Below are 18,261 nucleotides of genomic sequence, written 5' to 3'. Positions count from 1 at the left end.
ATGACCCCTGTGTTCGGCCACGGCCGGCTCCGCCTCTACCTGCTGAAGCTGCTGGACGAGGCCCCGCGCCACGGCTACGAGGTGATCCGGCTCCTGGAGGAGCGGTTCCAGGGCCTGTACGCCCCCTCGGCCGGGACGGTCTACCCGCGGCTGGCCAAGCTGGAGCAGGAGGGCCTGGTCGCCCACAGCACCGAGGGCGGCCGCAAGGTGTACCGGCTGACCGACGCCGGGCGCGCCGAACTCGAAGCCCGACAGGTCGAGTTGGACGAGCTGGAGGTGGAGATCCGGGACTCCGTGGCGCAGCTCGCCGGGGCGATCCGCGAGGACGTCCGGGACAGCGCCAAGGACCTGCGCGAGGAGCTGTGGAACGCCGCCCGGCAGGCGCCCGGGCCGGAGCGCACCGAGCCCGGCGACCCGTGGGCCGGGCCCTGGGGCGACAACGAGTCCTGGCAGCGCGCCAAGGAGGAGTTCGCCCAGTTCAAGCAGCAGGCCAAGGAGCAGGCCAAGCGCGCCCGGGAGCAGGAGAAGGCCGCCAAGGCCAAGGCGAAGGCCGCCGAGGCGGAGGCCCGACGGCTGCGCGAGCAGGCCAAGGCCTCGCGCACCGCGGCCCAGCAGGAGGCGCTGCGGATCAAGCGCCGGGTCGAGCAGCAGGTGCGCGAGCACGCCGCGAAGGGCGACTGGCCGACCGGGCTGGCCGAGGGCCTGTCCGAGCTGACCAAGGGCCTGGCCGGCCTGGCGGACGCGGCCCGCTGGGGCCACGGCGCGGAGGAGCCGCCCGCCGAGCCCGCCGAGCGGGTCACCGTGACCAGGATCGACCTGGACAAGGACGGCTCCGACACCCCGGCCGACCTGCCGCCGTGGGCCGCCACCGACCCGGCCGGGGACCCGGCCCGCGAGCTGGAGCGGCTGCTCGACCGCTTCCGCGACCAGGTCCGCGACGCGGCCCGGGACGGCGGGGTGAACGCGGACACGCTGGCCGAGGCCCGTACGGTGCTGGGCGCCGCGGGCGAGCGGCTGAAGCGGCTGCTCGGCTGAGCCCGGAACGGCTCCTGCGGCCCGGTGCCCCCGTCACGGGAGGCACCGGGCCGCCGCACGCCCGCGGGCAGGCGTCAGGGGGTGGGGCTCCGTCAGGAGCGGGGTGCCGTCAGGGAGTGAGGACGATCTTCCCGAAGACGTCGCCCTCGGCGAGCCGGGCGAAGCCGTCCCGGGCCTCGGCCAGCGGCAGCACCGAGTCGATCACCGGCCGGACGCCGGTGTTGGCGCAGAACGCGAGCAGCCCGGCCAGCTCCTCCTTGGTGCCCATGGTCGAGCCGACCACCCTGAGCTCCAGGAAGAAGATCCGGTTCAGCTCGACGGAGCTCGGGTTGGTGCCGGAGGTGGCCCCCGAGATGACGATGGTGCCGCCCGGGCGCAGCGACTTCACCGAGTGCGACCAGGTCGCGGCGCCGACCGTCTCCAGCACCGCGTCCACCCGCTCGGGCAGCCGGGCGCCGCTCTCGAAGGCCGCGTCGGCGCCGAGCTCCACCGCCCGGGCGCGCTTGGCCTCGTCCCGACCGGTGACCCAGACCCGCAGGCCGGCCGCCTTGCCGAGGACGATCAGCGCGGTCGCCACGCCGCCGCCCGCCCCCTGCACCAGGACGGTGTCCCCGGGCTTGACCCCGGCGTTGGTGAACAGCATCCGGTAGGCCGTCAGCCAGGCGGTGGGCAGGCAGGCGGCCTGCTCGAAGCTCAGCCCGGCGGGCTTGGGCAGCAGGTTCCAGGTGGGCACCGCGACCCGCTGGGCGAAGGTGCCCTGGTAGCGCTCGGTCAGGATGGACCGCGGCTCGTCCGGGCCGACCCCGTGGCCGCTCTGGCCGATCACCGAGTGCAGGACCACCTCGTTGCCGTGCTCGTCGACGCCGGCGGCGTCGCAGCCGAGGATCATCGGCAGCCGCTCGGCGGACAGGCCGACCCCGCGCAGCGACCACAGGTCGTGGTGGTTGAGGCTGGCGGCCCGGACGGTGACCACGCTCCACCCGGGGCGGGCCTGCGGCTCGGGGAGGTCGCCCAGCTCCAGCCCGCTCAGCGGGTCGGCGGCGTCGGTACGTGCGGCGTAGGCAGCGAACATGCCCCGGACGATAGCCGCGACGGCCGGGGCCGGGAACCACGCGGAGGTGTGACGCGTGTCCCGGCTGCTGCTCCCCCGCTCGCCTCCGGGCGCTCGGGGGGACGCGGGGGAGCGGCCGCCGTGGCGGGCGCGCTCCCCCGATCACCTCGTCAGATCCGGGCGACGCCCTCCGCCCGGGCGGCCTCGGCGACGGCCTTGGTGACCGCCGGCGCGACCCGCTCGTCGAACGGCGAGGGGATGACCTTCTGCGGCGTCAGCTCGTCGGCCACGACGCCGGCCAGCGCCTTGGCGGCGGCCAGCTTCATGCCCTCGGTGATCCGGGAGGCGCGGACCTGGAGGGCGCCCGCGAAGATGCCCGGGAAGGCCAGCACGTTGTTGATCTGGTTCGGGAAGTCGCTGCGGCCGGTGGCCACCACGGCCGCGTACTTGTGGGCGACCTCGGGGTGGATCTCCGGGTTGGGGTTGGCCATCGCGAAGACGAACGCGCCCTCGGCCATGGTCGCCACGACCTCCTCCGGCACGGTGCCGCCGGAGACGCCGATGAACACGTCGGCGCCGGCCAGCGCGTCGGCCAGCGAGCCCTTGAGACCGGTGCGGTTGGTCCGCCCGGCGATCTCGGCCTTGACGTCGGTGAGGTCGCCGCGGCCCTCGTACACCACGCCCTTGCGGTCGCAGACGGCCACGTCGCCGATGCCGGCCGCGACCAGCATCTTGGCGATGGCGATGCCGGCCGCGCCGGCGCCGGAGATGACGGCCCGCAGCGAGCCGATCTCACGGCCCGTCACCTTGGCGGCGTTCCACAGGGCCGCGGTGGTGACGATCGCGGTGCCGTGCTGGTCGTCGTGGAAGACCGGGATGTCCAGGGCCTCCTGGAGCCGGCGCTCGATCTCGAAGCAGCGGGGCGCGGAGATGTCCTCCAGGTTGACGCCGCCGAAGGAGGGCGCCAGCCGGACCACGGTCTCGACGATCTCGTCGACCCCGGTGCAGTCGAGCGCGATCGGCACCGCGTCCACGCCGCCGAACTGCTTGAACAGGATGGCCTTGCCCTCCATCACGGGCAGCGAGGCCTGCGGGCCGATGTCGCCGAGGCCCAGCACCGCGGTGCCGTCGGTGACCACCGCGACGGTGTTGGACTTCCAGGTGTAGTCGTTGACCAGCTCCGGCTGCTCGGCGATGGCCGTGCAGACCCGGGCGACACCAGGGGTGTAGGCGAGGGACAGGTCGTCCGCGTCGCGCACCGGGACGGTCGCCCGGATCTCCATCTTCCCGCCGCGGTGGAGCGCGAAGACCGCGTCGACCGGATCCTCGGTGTCCTGGGTGCTGCTGTGAATGATCTCCGCTGCCACGATGACCTCTTCGTCATTGATCTGGCGAGGACGCGCGGCCGACGGGCAGGGCGACCCGTCCGGAAACCGGAAACCGGGTACGCCGAAGCGGACCCGGGGTCGGGGTCGGGGCGCTGCCGTCGGGCGGCGCCCTCGGATGAGGGTTGTATGGGGTCTGTGTTGTCCGCGTTGTGCTTCCGGGCCGAGCGTAGGTCGGAGGAAGGCATCGCACCTATGCCTTTTCGTCCTCGTCACGTACGGTTCATCGCCGCGCTGTCGCGTCACAGGGGCCCGGCGTCGGAAGCGCCGGGCTCCGGCGGCGGCAACGGCATGAGCGCACGCGCACCCGCAGGAGTGAACACAGGCCGAAGGGGATCCGGTGCCCCGGATACGGAGCCGCGTGAGGACTTCCGTTCCCGGGCACCCCGAGCCTGTCGGGGCTCGTCGGCCTGGTTCGAGCGTTCGGGGGTCACCCGGTACCGAATTCTGACACACCCGCCGCCGGGCCCGGCAGGGCGGGATGGCAGGATCGCTTGTCCGCCATTTCGCGTACACCCGTGCGACACCGTGGCGGCCCCACCTCCCTCCCTCAGGAGCCGCCCTCATGCCGCACGTCCGCCACGCCCTCCGTCCGGTCCCGGCCGGCGCCGCCCTGGCCGCCGCCGGAGCCCTCCTGCTGACCGGCTGCGGCGGCGGGCAGGCCGCCCCGGGCGACCCGGTCAAGGACCTCCGCGGCAAGCTGCCGAAGGCCCAGCGGTCGGCCGGCGCGCTGCGGGTCGGCATGGACGTCAACTACGCCCCGGTGGAGTTCCGCGGCCCGGACGGCAAGCCGACCGGCCTCGACCCGGACCTCGCCGCCGCCCTGGGCCGGATCCTCGACGTGCGGGTCGAGTTCGTCGACACCCCCTTCGACAAGCTGGTGCCGAACCTCCAGGCCAAGCAGTACGACGTGGCGATGTCCGCGCTCAGCGACACCCGCCGGCGCCGGGACGCGGTGGACGAGACCGGCAAGCCGACCGGCCCGGGCGTGGACTTCGTGGACTACTTCATCGCGGGCCCCTCGATCGTCGTCCCGAAGGGCAACCCCAAGGGGATCAGGGGCCTGGACGACCTGTGCGGCAAGACCGTCGCGTTCCAGCAGGGCACCACCCAGGACGAGATCGTCACCCGCCAGGTCGGCGTCTGCACCCGGGCCGGCCGCCCGCTGACCCCGCACAAGCTGGACACCGACACCAAGGCGCTGGCCGAGGTCGCCTCCGGCGCCGCCGCGGCCGGCCTGAACGACTACCCGGTGGCCGCCTACGCGGCGAAGACCACCGACGGCGGCGCCCGCTTCGAGGTGACCGGCGGGCAGTCCACCTCCAACCCGTACGGGATCGCGGTGCGCAAGGACGACGGGCCGCTGCGGGACGTGCTGGCCGGGGCGATCGACCAGCTGATCCGCAGCGGCGAGTACGACAAGATCCTGGCCAAGTGGAACGTCGGCGCCGGCGCGGCGCAGAACGCGGTGGTCAACGGGGGCATCTGAGTCGGGGGCGGCGGGCCTCCGGGGACGGCACGGACCGATCTGCATACTTATGCGCAGAGTGACAGGGGCGCGGAATAAGTCCGAATAGCGGACAGCGCGACCCCTCGTTATCCGATTTTGATCTGGATGAGGGCCACCTGACTGTCATCAGATGGCAGGATTCCCCCCATCTCGGATCGAGCCGGCCACTGGTCGAGGCCGTCCGGTCAACGTCCACCTCGGCGGAGGGTGGCGGAAGCAGTACCTCGTACAACCCCGGACGGCTCCCCCGTGCCCGGGCAACTGCACGACCCGGCCTGCACGTACGACGACGTACGGCGACACGCACCCGTACCGAGCCGCGCGGCTCGCCGTTCCGGTGCGCCGCTCCCGCGGCGCGCTCCGCCCGACCTCTCTCCCCCAGGATGGAGATCCCCCTCATGACCACCCGTACCCAGCGCAGCCGGCTCTTCGCAGCCGGTGTGGTCGCCGCCTCGGTCTCCCTGGTGCTGACCGGTTGCAGCAGCAGCAAGAGCGAGAGCAGCGGCGCCCCCAACGCCTCCGCGACCGTCAACGAGGTCAAGGCCGACCCCAAGCTGGCCGGGCTCGTCCCGGACGACGTCAAGGCCGCCGGCAAGCTCCTGGTCGGCGCCGACGCCTCGTACGCGCCGGACGAGTTCAAGGACGACAGCGGCAAGGTCATCGGCATGGACGTCGACCTGGCCAACGCCATCGCCGCCAAGCTCGGGCTGAAGGCCGAGGTCCAGGACTCCGGCTTCACCGCGATCATCCCCGGCATCCAGTCGAACAAGTTCCAGCTCGGCATGTCGTCCTTCACGGACAACAAGGAGCGCGAGCAGATCGTCGACATGGTCACCTACTTCAACTCCGGCAGCGCCGTCGCGGTGAAGAAGGGCAACCCGGAGAAGATCGACCCGAAGGACCTCTGCGGCAAGAAGGTCGCCGTCCAGACCGGCACCACCCAGGCCGACGAGATCAAGGACACCCGCGACCCGGACTGCGCCAAGGCCGGCAAGCCGGGCGTCCAGAACGGCGGCGACAAGTTCGACCTCCAGACGGACGTCACCAACGCCGTGGTCTCCGGGCGCGACCAGGCGATGATGGCCGACTCCCAGGTCGTCGACTACGCGATCAAGCAGTCCGGCGGCCAGCTGGAGAAGGTCGGCGAGACCTACGGCGTGGCCCCCTACGGCGTCGCGCTGGCCAAGGGCTCCAAGCTCACCCCGGCCGTCCAGGGGGCCGTCCAGTCGCTGATCGACGACGGCACCTACAAGCAGATCCTCGCCAAGTGGGGGGTCGAGTCCGGCGCCATCACCACCTCGACCGTCAACGGCGCCGTCAGCTGACCCTCGTCCGCTCCATCTTCTCCCCCGAGGCCACACCGTGAACTCTTTGGACAAGGGGACGGCGGAGCAGGGCCGGCCCGAGACCATCAAGGCCGTCCCCGTCCGCCACCCCGGACGCTGGGCCGGCGCCGTCGTCATCGCCGTACTCGCGGCGATGCTGGTGAGCGCCCTCTTCACCAACCCCGCTTTCAAGTGGGACATCGTCGGTCAGTACCTGTTCCACGACAGCATCATGCACGGCCTGCTGGTGACGCTGGAACTGACCGTGCTCGCCATGCTCATGGGTGTGGTCGGCGGCATCGTCCTCGCGGTGATGCGCCTGTCCCCGAACCCGCTGCTGGCCGGCGTCGCGTGGGTCTACATCTGGATCTTCCGCGGCACCCCGGTGCTGGTGCAGCTGGTGTTCTGGAACTTCCTCGGCCTGATCTGGGCCAAGCTGTCGATCGGCGTCCCGTGGGGGCCGGAGTTCTGGTCCGAGCAGACCAACGTGCTGATCCCGACCTTCGTCGCCGCGCTGCTGGGCCTCGGCCTCAACGAGGCCGCCTACATGGCGGAGATCGTCCGCGGCGGCATCCAGTCGGTGGACGAGGGCCAGACCGAGGCCGCGCACGCGCTCGGCATGAGCCGGTTCCAGACCATGCGCCGGATCGTCCTGCCGCAGGCCATGCGGGTGATCATCCCGCCGACCGGCAACGAGACCATCTCGATGCTGAAGACCACCTCGCTGGTCTCCGTGATCTCCCTGGAGGAGATCTTCCGGGCCGGCCAGGTCATCTACTCCCGGAACTACCAGAACATCCCGCTGCTGATCGTGGTCAGCCTCTGGTACCTGTTCTTCACCTCGGTGCTGACCATCGGCCAGTACTACATCGAGCGCCACTACGCCCGAGGTTCCAACCGCACCCTCCCGCCCACCCCGCTGCAGCGGCTGCGGAGGCTGTTCGCCGGGAAGCCCGCCCCCAGGACGACCGCCGACGTCGTCCCGGGGCTCGAGGGAGGTGGTCACGTATGACCGATCCGACCAAGTCCCCCGCCGGCGGCGCGTCCGGCGAGCCGATGGTCCGCGCCGAGAACGTGCACAAGTCGTACGGCCTGGTCGAGGTGCTCAAGGGCATCGACCTGGAGGTCAGGCAGGGCGAGGTGTTCTGCCTGATCGGCCCGTCCGGCTCCGGCAAGTCGACCTTCCTGCGGTGCATCAACCACCTGGAGAAGATCAACGGCGGCCGCCTCTGGGTGGACGGCGAGCTGGTCGGCTACCGGCAGAAGGGCGACCGGCTGCACGAGCTCAGGGACCGCGAGGTCGCCCTCAAGCGGCGCGACATCGGCATGGTCTTCCAGCGCTTCAACCTGTTCCCGCACATGACCGCCGTCGAGAACGTCATGGAGGCGCCGGTCCAGGTCAAGGGCGAGAGCCGGGCCGACGCCCGCGAGCGCGGGATGGCCCTGCTGGAGCGGGTCGGCCTCGCCGACAAGGCGAAGAACTACCCCTCGCAGCTCTCCGGCGGCCAGCAGCAGCGCGTGGCGATCGCCCGCGCGCTGGCCATGAAGCCCAAGCTGATGCTCTTCGACGAGCCGACCTCCGCGCTCGACCCGGAGCTGGTCGGCGACGTCCTCGACGTCATGCGCGGCCTCGCCGAGGAGGGCATGACCATGGTGGTCGTCACCCACGAGATGGGCTTCGCCCGCGAGGTCGGCGACGCGCTGGTGTTCATGGACGGCGGGGTGGTGGTCGAGTCCGGCAACCCCCGCGAGGTGCTCACCGACCCGCAGCACGAGCGCACCAGGGCCTTCCTCTCCAAGGTGCTCTGAGCCCGTACGCCCGGCGCCCGGCAGGTCACTCCTGCCGGGCGCCGTCGTTTTCCCCGCCCGGGTAATAGGCTGGAGGCAGTCAGCCCGTTACCGACCCCCCTGGAAGGACCCCTGTGGAGCTCGCCGCCTACGCCGATCTCGCCGTCCGGCTGGTGAACACCGAGGAGCCCGAGCGCGGCACCGACTCGCTGACCTCCGTGGAGGCGGTGCGCGGTCTCTTCTCCGACTCCTCGCGGGCCCGCTCGCTCGCCGACGAGTCCGACGTGCCCCGGCTGCGGGCGGTGCGGACCCGGCTGCGCGGGGTCTTCGAGGCCGCCGCCGGCGGGGACGAGATCCGCGGCGTCGACCTGCTGAACAGCCTGCTGATGGAGTACCCGGTCAGCCCGCTGATCTCCGGGCACGACTACCTGGACGACGCCGGGCGGCCGCGCTGGCACCTGCACCTGGCCGACAACTCCCCCACCGCCACCGCCCACTTCAGCGCGGTCGCCTGCATGGGCCTGGCCGTCCACCTGACCGAGCTGGGCGCCGACCGGCTCGGCATCTGCCAGGCCGCGCCCTGCCGCAACGCCTACCTGGACACCTCGACCAACCGCTCCCGCCGCTACTGCTCGGACCGCTGCGCGACCCGCGCCAACGTGGCCGCCTACCGGGCCCGCAAGCGCCTGGAGGCGGAGGCGGCGGCCCGGGCGTAGCGGCCCGCTAGACCTCCTCGACCCAGGCGCCGAGCCGGCGGGCCAGGCCCGGCACCCGGGCCAGCCGCGGGGTGAGCAGCAGCCGCTCCAGCCGGCGCCCCGGCGCCAGCCAGACCGGGCTCGGGCGCAGCCGCAGCAGCACCCGGCCGAGCACCAGCTCGTCCGGGACTGCGCCGTAGCTGCGGCTGTCGCTGTCCACCGGGCGGTTGTCGGAGAGCAGCCACCAGCCCGTGGCCCGGCGCTCGGCGGCCCGCTTCACCACCAGCAGGTCCTGCTGGAAGGGGTGCCGGAAGACCACCACCGCGCCGGGCCGGATCGGCGCGCCGTAGCGGACCAGCAGCCGGTCGCCCTCGCGCAGGGTCGGGACCATCGACGGCCCCGCCACGTCGACCAGCCCGAACGGCAGCGCGCCGCCCGGGCCGCGCTCCCCCGCCCCGGCGCCCTCCGCTCGCGTGCTCCGCGCCACGACTCCTCCTCCCGCCCCCGCTCGCGCCCCCAGTCTGCCGTACGGACCGCCGTCCGTCCGATGTCCGGATTGCGCCGGTTCCCGGTCCGTCTTTCGCCCTAGGCCCACCGCCCGATCGCGAAACCGGGAGGGCGGAAGGGTAATCTCGGGCGCGGGAAGACGATCTAAGGAAGGACTCCCATGTTCTCTCGTCTGTTTGCACCGCGCGCCACCGTCCACGCCCACTGCGACCTGCCCTGCGGCGTCTACGACCCCGCGCAGGCCAAGCTGGAGGCCGAGTCGGTCAAGGCCACCCAGGAGAAGTACCAGGCCAACGAGGACCCGCACTTCCGCGCCCGCGCCGTCATCATCAAGGAGCAGCGCGCCGAGGCCGTCAAGCACCACATCTCGGTGCTGTGGAGCGACTACTTCAAGGCCCCGCACTTCGAGAAGTACCCGCAGCTGCACCAGCTGATCAACGACACCCTGAAGGCCGCCTCGGCCGCCAAGGCGTCCACGGACCCGGCCACCGGCCAGGCCCTGCTCGACCTGATCGCCGAGGTCGACAAGATCTTCTGGGAGACCAAGCAGGCCTGAGCCTGACGCGTCGCCACCCGACCGCCCCCGTCCGCACCGCCGGACGGGGGCGGTCGTGCGTTCACGTCCGACCCGGCCCGGTAAGGGTTGCCTGCCCTGAGTGGCTGTTATGCTGCCAGGGCGTCCGAGGGGGAAGTCCGGTGCGAATCCGGCGCTGACCCGCAACGGTGAGCACGGCCCGTACCCGCCCGTACGGCCGCGCCAGCCCGATCGCCCTCGGCCGCCGACCTCCCGACAACTCGCCGCGGACTGCGAGGGGAACGGCGCCCCGGCACGCCCCCGGCCCGCGCCCGCCCCGGCGCGCTCCCGGCCCGAGGCAAGGCGCACCCGTGAACCGCGCACCCGTCAACCGTGCAGTCGGCCCGCCCGCTCGCCGAATACCCGTCGTCCCGCTCGCCGCCGGACTCGCCGCCGCCCTGCTGCTCTCCCTGGTCTGCGGGGTCGCCCTCGGCTCCTCCGGGCTCGGCCTGCCCCGGGTGCTGCGGCTCCTGGGCGCCGGGCTGACGGGCGGCCGGCTGGACGCGGACGAGGCGGCCGCGTACGCGATCGTCTGGGAGATCCGGCTGCCGCGCACCGTGCTGGCCGCCGTGGTCGGCGCCGGGCTGGCCGCCTGCGGGGTCGCCGTCCAGGCCCTGGTGCGCAACGCGCTGGCGGACCCCTTCGTGCTCGGCATCTCCTCCGGCGCGGCCGTCGGCGCCAACGCCGTGATGCTGTTCGGCGCCTTCGCCTCGCTCGGGGTGTGGGCGATCTCCGCCTCCGCCTTCGGCTCCGCGCTGGCCGCCATGACCCTGGTCTACGTCGCGGCCCGCACCGCGTACGGGCTCACCCCGCTGCGGCTGGTGCTCACCGGCACCGCGCTGTCGTACGGCTTCTCCGCCGCCACCACCCTGATGGTCTTCGCCGCCGACCGCGGCGAGGCCGCCCGGGACGTCATGATGTGGCTGCTCGGCAGCCTCGGCGGCGCCACCTGGGGCAAGGTGCCGATCGCCGCCGTCACCGTGCTGGCCGGGCTCGCCTACCTGGCCTGCACCGCCGGGCGGCTGGACGCGCTCGCGATGGGCGACGAGACCTCCGCCTCGCTCGGCGTGGACCCGGACCGGCTGCGCCGCGAGCTGTTCGTGGTGACCGCCGCCGTCACCGGCACCGTGGTCGCGGTCAGCGGGGCGATCGGCTTCGTCGGGCTGCTGATGCCGCACCTGGCGCGGATGCTGGTCGGCGCCGGGCACCGCCGGGTGCTGGTGGTCGCGCCGCTCGCCGGGGCGCTGCTGCTGGTCTGGGTGGACATCGCCTCGCGCACCCTGCTGGCGCCCGCCGAACTGCCCGTCGGGGTGTTCACCGCGGTGCTCGGCGTGCCCGCCTTCCTGGTGATGATGCGCCGCCGCGGCCAGGCCTTCGGAGGTGCCCGGTGACCGCGACGACCGACCCGGCCCCGGTGCACGCCCAGGACCTCGCCGTCGACGGCGTCTCGGTGGAGCTGGCCGGCACCCGGCTGGTCCACGAGGTGAGCCTGGCGGCCGCCGCCGGGCAGGTGGTCGGGCTGATCGGCCCCAACGGCAGCGGCAAGTCGACCCTGCTGCGCTGCGTCTACCGGGTGCTGAAGCCGGCCGGCGGCGTGGTCCGGCTGGCCGGCGACGACCTGCACGCCCTCACCGCCCGCGAGAGCGCCCGCCGGGTGGCCGCGCTGACCCAGGAGCACTCCGCCGAGTTCGACTTCACCGTCGCCGAGGTGGTCGCCATGGGCCGGCTGCCGCACCGCCGCGGCTTCGGCGCCCAAGTCGACGGGGACGAGCGGCGCTGCGCCGAGGCGCTGCGCAAGGTCCGGGCCGGGCACCTCGCCGAGCGGGGCTTCCTGAGCCTGTCCGGGGGCGAGAAGCAGCGGGTGCTGTTCGCCCGCGCGCTGGTCCAGGAGCCGCGCCTGCTGGTGCTCGACGAACCCACCAACCACCTCGACATCGCGCACCAGTTGGAGGTGCTGGCGCTCGCCCGCGAGGCCGGTCCGACGGTGCTCACCGCGCTGCACGACCTCAACCTGGCGGCGGGCCACTGCGACCTGCTGTACGTCCTGCGGGACGGCCGGATCGTCGCCTCCGGGCCGCCCGACGAGGTGCTCCGACCCGCCCTGCTGGCCGAGGTGTTCGGCGTCCGGGGCACCCCGGTGCGCCACCCGGAGACCGGCGCCCTCCAGCTGCTCTTCGACCGCCTCCCCTGACCCCCCAAGGAACTCCCGTGCGCACCAAGGCCGTTGCCGCCACCGCCCTGCTCGCCCTCGGACTCGTCGGCTGCGGCGCCGAGATCGCCCCGAAGGAGGCCGCCACCGCCTCCGCCCACTACCCCGTGACGGTGGACAACTGCGGGGAGAAGCTCACCTTCGCGCAGAAGCCCGCCCGGGTGGTGACCAACGACGTCAACATCACCGAACTGATGCTCTCGCTCGGCCTCGCCGACCGGATGGCCGGCTACGTGATGCCCGACGACAAGGGGAAGATCGACCAGGTCGCCTGGAAGGACGGCTACCAGCAGACCACCTGGCTCTCCAAGAAGATCCTCACCAAGGAGATCGCGCTGGACGCCAAGGCCGACCTGGTCTTCGCCGGCTGGCACTACGGCTTCGACGAGGGCAGCGGCGTCACCCCGCAGGCCTTCAGGGCGCTCGGCGTCGACTCGTACGTGCTCAGCGAGTCCTGCCGCAGCGGCAAGGGCACCGAGCGCGGCGTGATGGACCCGCTGGAGGCGCTCTACACCGACCTGGCCAACCTCGGCGAGATCTTCGACGTCAAGGACCGCTCCGACCAGCTGATCGCGGACTTCAAGGCGCGGATCGCCGCCGTCCCGCCGGCCGAGCGCCACCCCTCCGTCTTCCTGTACGACAGCGGGCAGGACAAGCCGTACACCGCCGGGAAGTTCGCCGCCGCCAACGAGATCATCGCCAAGGCGGGCGGGACCAACATCATGGGCGACCTCGCCGACAGCTGGGTCACGGCCGGCTGGGAGAGCGTGGTGCAGCGCGACCCCGAGGTGATCGTGATCAACGACTACGCGACGCCGAAGGCCGAGGAGAAGCGGAAGTTCCTGATGTCCTTCCCGCCGCTGGCGAACGTCGCCGCGGTCAGGAACGGCCGGATCTTCGTCATGGACTACGTCGACCTGGTGGAGAGCCCGCGCAACCCGGCCGCGATCAGCGCGCTGGCCGCCTACCTGCGCACCGTGCCGGCCCCCTGACCGGCCCGGATCCCGCTCCTCCGGGTCCGGGCGGCCGCGGGCGTACGCTCAAGGTACGAGCCGACGGAACCCGACCGGAGGAGCGAGATCATGACCACCACGACGGCCCCCGCCGCCTTCGACACCCGCGCACTGCGCGAGGGCATCGAACGCCGCGACGCCGAGGCCCTCCTGGCGCTCTACGCGGAGGACGCCGAACTGCGCATGGTCGACCGCAAGACCCAGCCCAGCCACCCCCTGGTGATGCACGGGCGGGAGGAGATCGGCGCCATGCTGGACGACGTCTACGGCCGCGAGATGACCCACACACTGGAACAGGTGGTCGTCCAGGGCGACCACGTCGCCTTCCTGGAGTCCTGCCGGTACCCGGACGGCGTCCGGGTGCTGATGTCCTCGATGGCCGGTCTGCGGGACGGCCGGATCATCGACCAGACCTCCCTCCAGGCCTGGGACGAGACCGGTCCCGAGCAGTAGGCTCACGGACATGATCCGCACCGCCGTCGCCACCGACGTCCCCGTCGTCCACGCCATGATCCGCGAACTCGCGGAGTACGAGAAGGCCCTGCACGAGGCGAAGGCCACCGAGGAGCAGCTGCACGAGGCCCTGTTCGGCGAGAACCCGGCCCTGTTCGGGCTGATCGCCGAGGACGACGCCACCGGTGAACCGGTCGGCTTCGCGGTCTGGTTCCGCAACTTCTCGACCTGGCGCGGCACCCACGGGATCTACCTGGAGGACCTGTACGTCCGCCCGGAGGCGCGCGGCGGCGGCCACGGCAAGGCGCTGCTGCTGGAACTCGCCCGGATCGCCGTCGAGCGCGGCTACTCCCGGGTCGAGTGGTCGGTCCTGGACTGGAACCAGCCCTCGATCGACTTCTACAAGTCGATCGGCGCGGTGCCGATGGACGAGTGGACGGTGTACCGGCTCTCCGACGGGGCGCTGGCCGCCGCCGGGCAGCGCTGAACGGCTCCCGGGAGTCCGGGGAAAGGGTCTGCCACCCTGCGTCGCAATGCCTTACCATGAGTAACTCCCGAACCGGGGTGCGGAAGGCAGAGCGATGGCGGATCCGCGGCGCCGGGCCCCCTTCGGGGGTAGCAAGCGGTAACAAGCGGGGTACCAAGAAAGCACAGCGCGCCACCCAGGAGGCAAGGGTGTCCCAGATCGACGGCGATCTCGGCGTTCAGGACTTCGTGGAGGTCCGGCTGCCCGCAGCCGGGGCCTACCTCTCCGTCCTGCGAACAGCGACGGCCGGGTTGGCGGCCCGGTTGGACTTCACGCTCGACGAGATCGAGGACCTGCGGATCGCGGTCGACGAGGCCTGCGCCATCCTGCTCCAGCAGGCGGTGCCCGGCTCCGTACTGTCCTGCGAGTTCCGGCTGGTCGGCGACTCGTTGAAGGTCACCGTCTCCGCCCCGACCACCGACGGCAAGGCTCCCGAACGGGACACCTTCGCCTGGACGGTGCTCTCCGCCCTGGCCGGCGAGGTCGACTCCTCGGTCGCCGAGGACAGGACCGTGACGATCAGCCTGCACAAGAAGCGCGGCGGGTCCCCCTCCCACTAGTCGGGCGCCGGACCGCACCGCACGACCGAGCAGCACCGAGCAGCACCCGCGCAAGGGCCGTCCGCCGCTCCCCCGCTCAGGGGACCGACGGACGGCTCCCGGTACCGCCACCCACGCGGTACGACCAACGAGACGATTCCGGGGCCACCGGCCCCGGTGCTCCCGGAACGGAACGGGGGAATGGCCGTGAGTGATCTGGACCGTACCGGCCTCGCGACGGCGGGACCTGCCGTACCGACCCAGGCGAGCGTTCCCGGCCTCGCCGCCAACGACGAAGCGCACCCGAAGGACGCCCAGCGGATGAGCCACCCCACCGAGCCGACGTCCGAGCCGACGCCTGCCTCCGCGCCCCCGCCGGACCCGGTGGACGAGACGGCCCCGGCCGTCGGGACGGAACCGGCGGTCGAGGCCGACCCCGCGGTCGAGGCCGAGTCGACGGCCGAGGTCGAGCCGCACGTCGCCCTGCCCGCCCAGGGCTCGCACCGCACCGGCGCCCCGGACCGGGAGGCCGCCCGCGCGCTGTTCGTCCGGCTGTCCGCACTGCCCGAGGGCTCCCCGGAGCGGGTCGAGCTGCGCAACCAGCTGGTGCGGATGCACATCCCGCTGGTCGAGCACCTGGCCCGGCGCTTCCGCAACCGGGGCGAGCCGCTGGACGACCTGACCCAGGTCGCCACCATCGGCCTGATCAAGTCGGTGGACCGCTTCGACCACGAGCGCGGGGTCGAGTTCTCCACCTACGCGACGCCGACCATCGTCGGGGAGATCAAGCGGCACTTCCGCGACAAGGGCTGGGCGGTGCGCGTCCCGCGCCGCCTCCAGGAGCTGCGGCTGTCGCTCACCACGGCGACCAGCGAGCTCTCCCAGCGGCACGGCCGCTCCCCCACGGTGCACGAGCTGGCCGAGCACCTGGGGATCTCCGAGGAGGACGTCCTGGAGGGCCTGGAGTCCGCCAACGCGTACTCCACGCTGTCCCTGGACGTGCCGGACAGCGACGACGAGTCGCCGGCCGTCGCGGACACCCTGGGCGCGACCGACGAGGCGCTGGAGGGCGTCGAGTACCGCGAGTCGCTCAAGCCGCTGCTGGCCCAACTGCCGCCCCGGGAGCAGAAGATCCTGGTGCTGCGGTTCTTCCGGAACATGACCCAGTCGCAGATCGCCGCCGAGGTGGGGATCTCCCAGATGCACGTGTCCCGGCTGCTCGCCCGGACGTTGGCCCAGCTGCGGGAGAAGCTCCTGGTGGAGGAGTAGGACTGACGCTCCTTCAGTCCCCCCGGCTTCAGGCTCCCGGCGGCCCTGTATCCCTAGTCCTCGGACGGGGCGTACAGGGCCGCCGTCGACTTCGGGTTCAGCAGGCAGCCGATGCCCACCAGGCCGAGTGCGCCGACCAGCACGCCGACCGCGATCATCGCGCCGCCGCTCTCGGCCATGTAGTAGCCGACCGGCAGGCAGATCGAGTTGGTCAGCACCGCCGGACTGCGGCCCCAGCGGCGCTCCTTGAGCAGGGCGCGGGCGGCCAGCACCGGCAGCACCCCGAGCAGCACGATGACCGCTCCGCCGAACTCGTTCAGGGCCAGCTGCTTGGACTGGCCGGACAGCGCGGCCACCATGTCCCAGACGCCGACGACGGCCAGCGCGGCGCCCGCCAGGGCCGTGATGGCGGCGCCCAGGGTCAGGGAGGCCGGGCGGCCGGATCCGGCCGAGGGTACGGGTGCGGAGGTTTCTGCGGTCACTCCAGCAGGGTAGCCGCCGGTTGCTCCGTACCGACCCGTAGGCTTTCCCCATGCGCGCTCTCCTGGTCGTGAACCACAAGGCCACCACCACCAGTGGCCGGACCAGGGACGTCCTGATCCACGCCCTGCGCAGCGATCTCAAGCTGGAGGTCGCCGAGACCCGCTACCGGGGCCACGCGCGCGACCTGGCCCGCGAGGCGGCGGAGGACGGCACGGTCGACCTGGTGGTGGCGCTGGGCGGGGACGGCACCGTCAACGAGGTGGTGAACGGGCTGCTGGCGCACGGCCCGGGCGAGAAGGTCCCGCGACTGGCCGTGGTGCCGGGCGGTTCGACCAATGTGTTCGCCCGCGCGCTGGGCCTGCCCAACGACCCGGTGGAGGCCACCGGCGCCCTGCTGGACGCGCTGGAGCACGGCCGGGAGCGGCCGATCGGGCTGGGCAAGGCGATGACCGACGGGCTGCCGGACCGCTGGTTCACCTTCACCGCCGGCCTCGGCTTCGACGCCGGGGTGGTCGGGCGGGTCGAGGAGCAGCGCCGGGCCGGGCGCAAGTCCACCCACGCCCTGTACGTCGGCCAGGCCCTGCGGCACTACTTCACCCAGCGTGAGCAGCGCCGTTCCGGCCCCGTCTCCCTGGAGCTGCCGGGCCACGAGCGGGTTCCGGGCCTGGTGCTGTCGATAGTCAGCAACACCTCTCCCTGGACGTTCCTCGGCAATCGTCCGGTCTACCCCTCACCGCTCGCCTCCTTCGACACGGACCTGGACGTCTTCGGCATCACCCGGATGACGGCGTTCGGCACCGCTCGAACGGTCCGTCAGATCCTGCGGTCGTACACGACTTCGAGTGACGGCGCCCCTCCCAGCGGTCCCTCCGGGAAGCACGTCGTCTCCTATCACGACGTCAGACACTTCACCTTGGTTTCGGAGGAACCGGCCCCGTTCCAGGTCGACGGGGACCATCTTGGAGACAGGAGTCGCGTCAGTTTCACAGGCGTACGGCGGGCACTGCGTGTGATTGTGTGACTGGAAGGGGGGTTCCTCCTTCTTCTCGAACGCACAAGCCCCCTTCACTCCATAGAAGTACTGGCTGTGAGCTAGGCGACACCGAAGAATCCAAAATTCCTCCCCGAAGGGGGTTGTATCCGAGCCCGAGGTTTGCGAACCTCTACATGGCGATCGGGACACATCGCAGCGACGGCAACTCCGGAACCACAGGAGCGCCGACCGCGGGGCGTCCCTCGAATCGCCGAATCCCCCCCAGCACAGACCACCCGGGCCCGACGGGCCTTTGGTCTCTTTTGCTGTTGCGGGATTCGTGAAAGCGTTCACATTCACAAGCCATTCGATTATGCCGATCGGGCCACCCCCCGCGGCAGGAGGAGTTGGACGACCATGGACTGGCGCCACCGCGCTGTCTGCCGCGAAGAGGACCCCGAGCTGTTCTTCCCGATCGGGAACACCGGTCCTGCTCTGCTGCAGATCGAGGAAGCCAAGGCCGTGTGCCGCCGCTGTCCGGTGATGGAGCAGTGCCTCCAGTGGGCGCTCGAGACCGGTCAGGACGCCGGCGTCTGGGGCGGCATGAGCGAGGACGAGCGCCGCGCGATGAAGCGCCGTGCAGCCCGCAACCGCGCCCGCACCGCCTGATCACCCGGCGATCACACGCCGTAGTACCAGCAGTGACCGCAGTACCGATCGACACATGATCAAAGGCTTCCCTGCACCTCCTGGTGAAGCCTTCCGCACCAAGGACCTCGCCCAGCCAGGTCCCGCGACACCGGACCCGCCCAAGCACTTGATACTGTTCACTTAGAGCAATATCGTGGAGCTGTGGCGCTCACCGTGTGCAACGCACCGGCGAGGTGTCGCACCACCCAGAGCCCCCGCTCCGGCCGACTCCCCCC

General features: G+C 72.1%; 20 protein-coding genes and 1 riboswitch. Of the genes, 16 read left to right on the top strand and 4 right to left on the bottom strand.

Annotated features, from left to right (window positions below; genetic code table 11):
* Positions 1-1,035, top strand: a complete 1,035-nt coding sequence (locus tag ACFY4B_RS15390) for a PadR family transcriptional regulator (RefSeq protein WP_049649443.1) — start codon at positions 1-3, stop codon at positions 1,033-1,035.
* A 109-nt stretch (positions 1,036-1,144) separates the two neighbouring features.
* On the opposite strand, the gene ACFY4B_RS15385 is transcribed toward ACFY4B_RS15390, so the two are convergent.
* Both ACFY4B_RS15385 and ACFY4B_RS15380 read right to left on the bottom strand, forming a co-directional pair.
* Positions 1,145-2,107 carry a zinc-binding dehydrogenase gene (locus tag ACFY4B_RS15385; protein WP_387968239.1) on the bottom strand — a complete coding sequence of 321 codons (963 nt, stop codon included), beginning with the start codon at positions 2,105-2,107 and terminating at the stop codon, positions 1,145-1,147.
* 149 nt (positions 2,108-2,256) lie between these two features.
* Positions 2,257-3,453 (bottom strand): NADP-dependent malic enzyme, encoded by a 1,197-nt coding sequence (locus ACFY4B_RS15380; protein WP_117489503.1) that lies wholly within the window; start codon positions 3,451-3,453, stop codon positions 2,257-2,259.
* A gap of 583 nt (positions 3,454-4,036) precedes the next feature.
* Between ACFY4B_RS15380 and ACFY4B_RS15375 the strand changes: the two genes are divergently transcribed.
* From ACFY4B_RS15375 to ACFY4B_RS15355, 5 genes are all read left to right on the top strand, one after another.
* A complete protein-coding gene (locus ACFY4B_RS15375) occupies positions 4,037-4,960 on the top strand; it encodes an ABC transporter substrate-binding protein (protein ID WP_387968236.1) in 924 nt (307 codons plus the stop codon).
* 419 nt (positions 4,961-5,379) lie between these two features.
* Complete coding sequence (locus ACFY4B_RS15370) at positions 5,380-6,306, top strand: ABC transporter substrate-binding protein (protein WP_063780035.1); 927 nt, start codon at positions 5,380-5,382, stop codon at positions 6,304-6,306.
* A gap of 37 nt (positions 6,307-6,343) precedes the next feature.
* Positions 6,344-7,318, top strand: coding sequence for an amino acid ABC transporter permease (locus ACFY4B_RS15365; RefSeq protein WP_049649438.1), 975 nt, complete (start codon positions 6,344-6,346; stop codon positions 7,316-7,318).
* A complete protein-coding gene (locus tag ACFY4B_RS15360) occupies positions 7,315-8,115 on the top strand; it encodes an amino acid ABC transporter ATP-binding protein (protein ID WP_049649437.1) in 801 nt (266 codons plus the stop codon). The genes ACFY4B_RS15365 and ACFY4B_RS15360 overlap by 4 nt, the downstream gene beginning before the upstream one ends.
* Before the next feature lie 113 nt (positions 8,116-8,228).
* The gene (locus ACFY4B_RS15355) at positions 8,229-8,810 is read left to right on the top strand and encodes a CGNR zinc finger domain-containing protein (RefSeq protein ID WP_049649436.1); all 582 of its coding nucleotides are present in this window, start codon (positions 8,229-8,231) and stop codon (positions 8,808-8,810) included.
* Positions 8,811-8,817: 7 nt separating this feature from the next.
* Here ACFY4B_RS15355 and sodX read toward each other — a convergent pair whose 3' ends face one another.
* Positions 8,818-9,180 (bottom strand): nickel-type superoxide dismutase maturation protease, encoded by a 363-nt coding sequence (gene sodX, locus ACFY4B_RS15350; protein WP_082345175.1) that lies wholly within the window; start codon positions 9,178-9,180, stop codon positions 8,818-8,820.
* Between the two features lie 276 nt (positions 9,181-9,456).
* On the opposite strand from sodX, the gene sodN reads away from it, so the two are divergent.
* From sodN to ACFY4B_RS15310, 8 genes are all read left to right on the top strand, one after another.
* Complete coding sequence (gene sodN, locus ACFY4B_RS15345) at positions 9,457-9,852, top strand: superoxide dismutase, Ni (protein WP_387968234.1); 396 nt, start codon at positions 9,457-9,459, stop codon at positions 9,850-9,852.
* An 81-nt stretch (positions 9,853-9,933) separates the two neighbouring features.
* Positions 9,934-10,059, top strand: a riboswitch (cobalamin riboswitch).
* A gap of 122 nt (positions 10,060-10,181) precedes the next feature.
* Positions 10,182-11,261 carry an iron ABC transporter permease gene (locus ACFY4B_RS15340; protein WP_074001420.1) on the top strand — a complete coding sequence of 360 codons (1,080 nt, stop codon included), beginning with the start codon at positions 10,182-10,184 and terminating at the stop codon, positions 11,259-11,261.
* Entirely contained in the window at positions 11,258-12,061 is an 804-nt protein-coding gene (locus tag ACFY4B_RS15335) for an ABC transporter ATP-binding protein (RefSeq protein WP_387968232.1), read from the top strand. The genes ACFY4B_RS15340 and ACFY4B_RS15335 overlap by 4 nt, the downstream gene beginning before the upstream one ends.
* Positions 12,062-12,078: 17 nt before the next feature.
* Entirely contained in the window at positions 12,079-13,071 is a 993-nt protein-coding gene (locus ACFY4B_RS15330; protein ID WP_387968230.1) for an ABC transporter substrate-binding protein, read from the top strand.
* 90 nt (positions 13,072-13,161) lie between these two features.
* Positions 13,162-13,545 (top strand): nuclear transport factor 2 family protein, encoded by a 384-nt coding sequence (locus tag ACFY4B_RS15325; RefSeq protein ID WP_049649431.1) that lies wholly within the window; start codon positions 13,162-13,164, stop codon positions 13,543-13,545.
* 10 nt (positions 13,546-13,555) lie between these two features.
* Entirely contained in the window at positions 13,556-14,032 is a 477-nt protein-coding gene (locus ACFY4B_RS15320; protein ID WP_049649430.1) for a GNAT family N-acetyltransferase, read from the top strand.
* A gap of 188 nt (positions 14,033-14,220) precedes the next feature.
* Positions 14,221-14,631, top strand: a complete 411-nt coding sequence (locus ACFY4B_RS15315; protein ID WP_049649429.1) for an anti-sigma regulatory factor — start codon at positions 14,221-14,223, stop codon at positions 14,629-14,631.
* A gap of 180 nt (positions 14,632-14,811) precedes the next feature.
* The gene (locus ACFY4B_RS15310; protein ID WP_117489497.1) at positions 14,812-15,879 is read left to right on the top strand and encodes an RNA polymerase sigma factor SigF; all 1,068 of its coding nucleotides are present in this window, start codon (positions 14,812-14,814) and stop codon (positions 15,877-15,879) included.
* Between the two features lie 53 nt (positions 15,880-15,932).
* Here ACFY4B_RS15310 and ACFY4B_RS15305 read toward each other — a convergent pair whose 3' ends face one another.
* Positions 15,933-16,361, bottom strand: coding sequence for a hypothetical protein (locus tag ACFY4B_RS15305; RefSeq protein WP_049649428.1), 429 nt, complete (start codon positions 16,359-16,361; stop codon positions 15,933-15,935).
* A gap of 50 nt (positions 16,362-16,411) precedes the next feature.
* Here ACFY4B_RS15305 and ACFY4B_RS15300 point away from each other — a divergent pair, with 50 nt between their 5' ends.
* Positions 16,412-17,383: a diacylglycerol kinase family protein gene (locus ACFY4B_RS15300; protein ID WP_074001417.1), complete on the top strand. Its 972-nt coding sequence runs from the start codon at positions 16,412-16,414 to the stop codon at positions 17,381-17,383.
* Between the two features lie 369 nt (positions 17,384-17,752).
* Positions 17,753-18,004 carry a WhiB family transcriptional regulator gene (locus ACFY4B_RS15295; RefSeq protein ID WP_014138019.1) on the top strand — a complete coding sequence of 84 codons (252 nt, stop codon included), beginning with the start codon at positions 17,753-17,755 and terminating at the stop codon, positions 18,002-18,004.
* The last annotated feature ends 257 nt before the right edge of the window (positions 18,005-18,261 follow it).

The organism is Kitasatospora sp. NPDC001261, from assembly GCF_042896795.1.
In the GTDB taxonomy this organism is placed as follows: domain Bacteria; phylum Actinomycetota; class Actinomycetes; order Streptomycetales; family Streptomycetaceae; genus Kitasatospora.
This window is presented reverse-complemented; position numbering and strand designations above follow the sequence as displayed.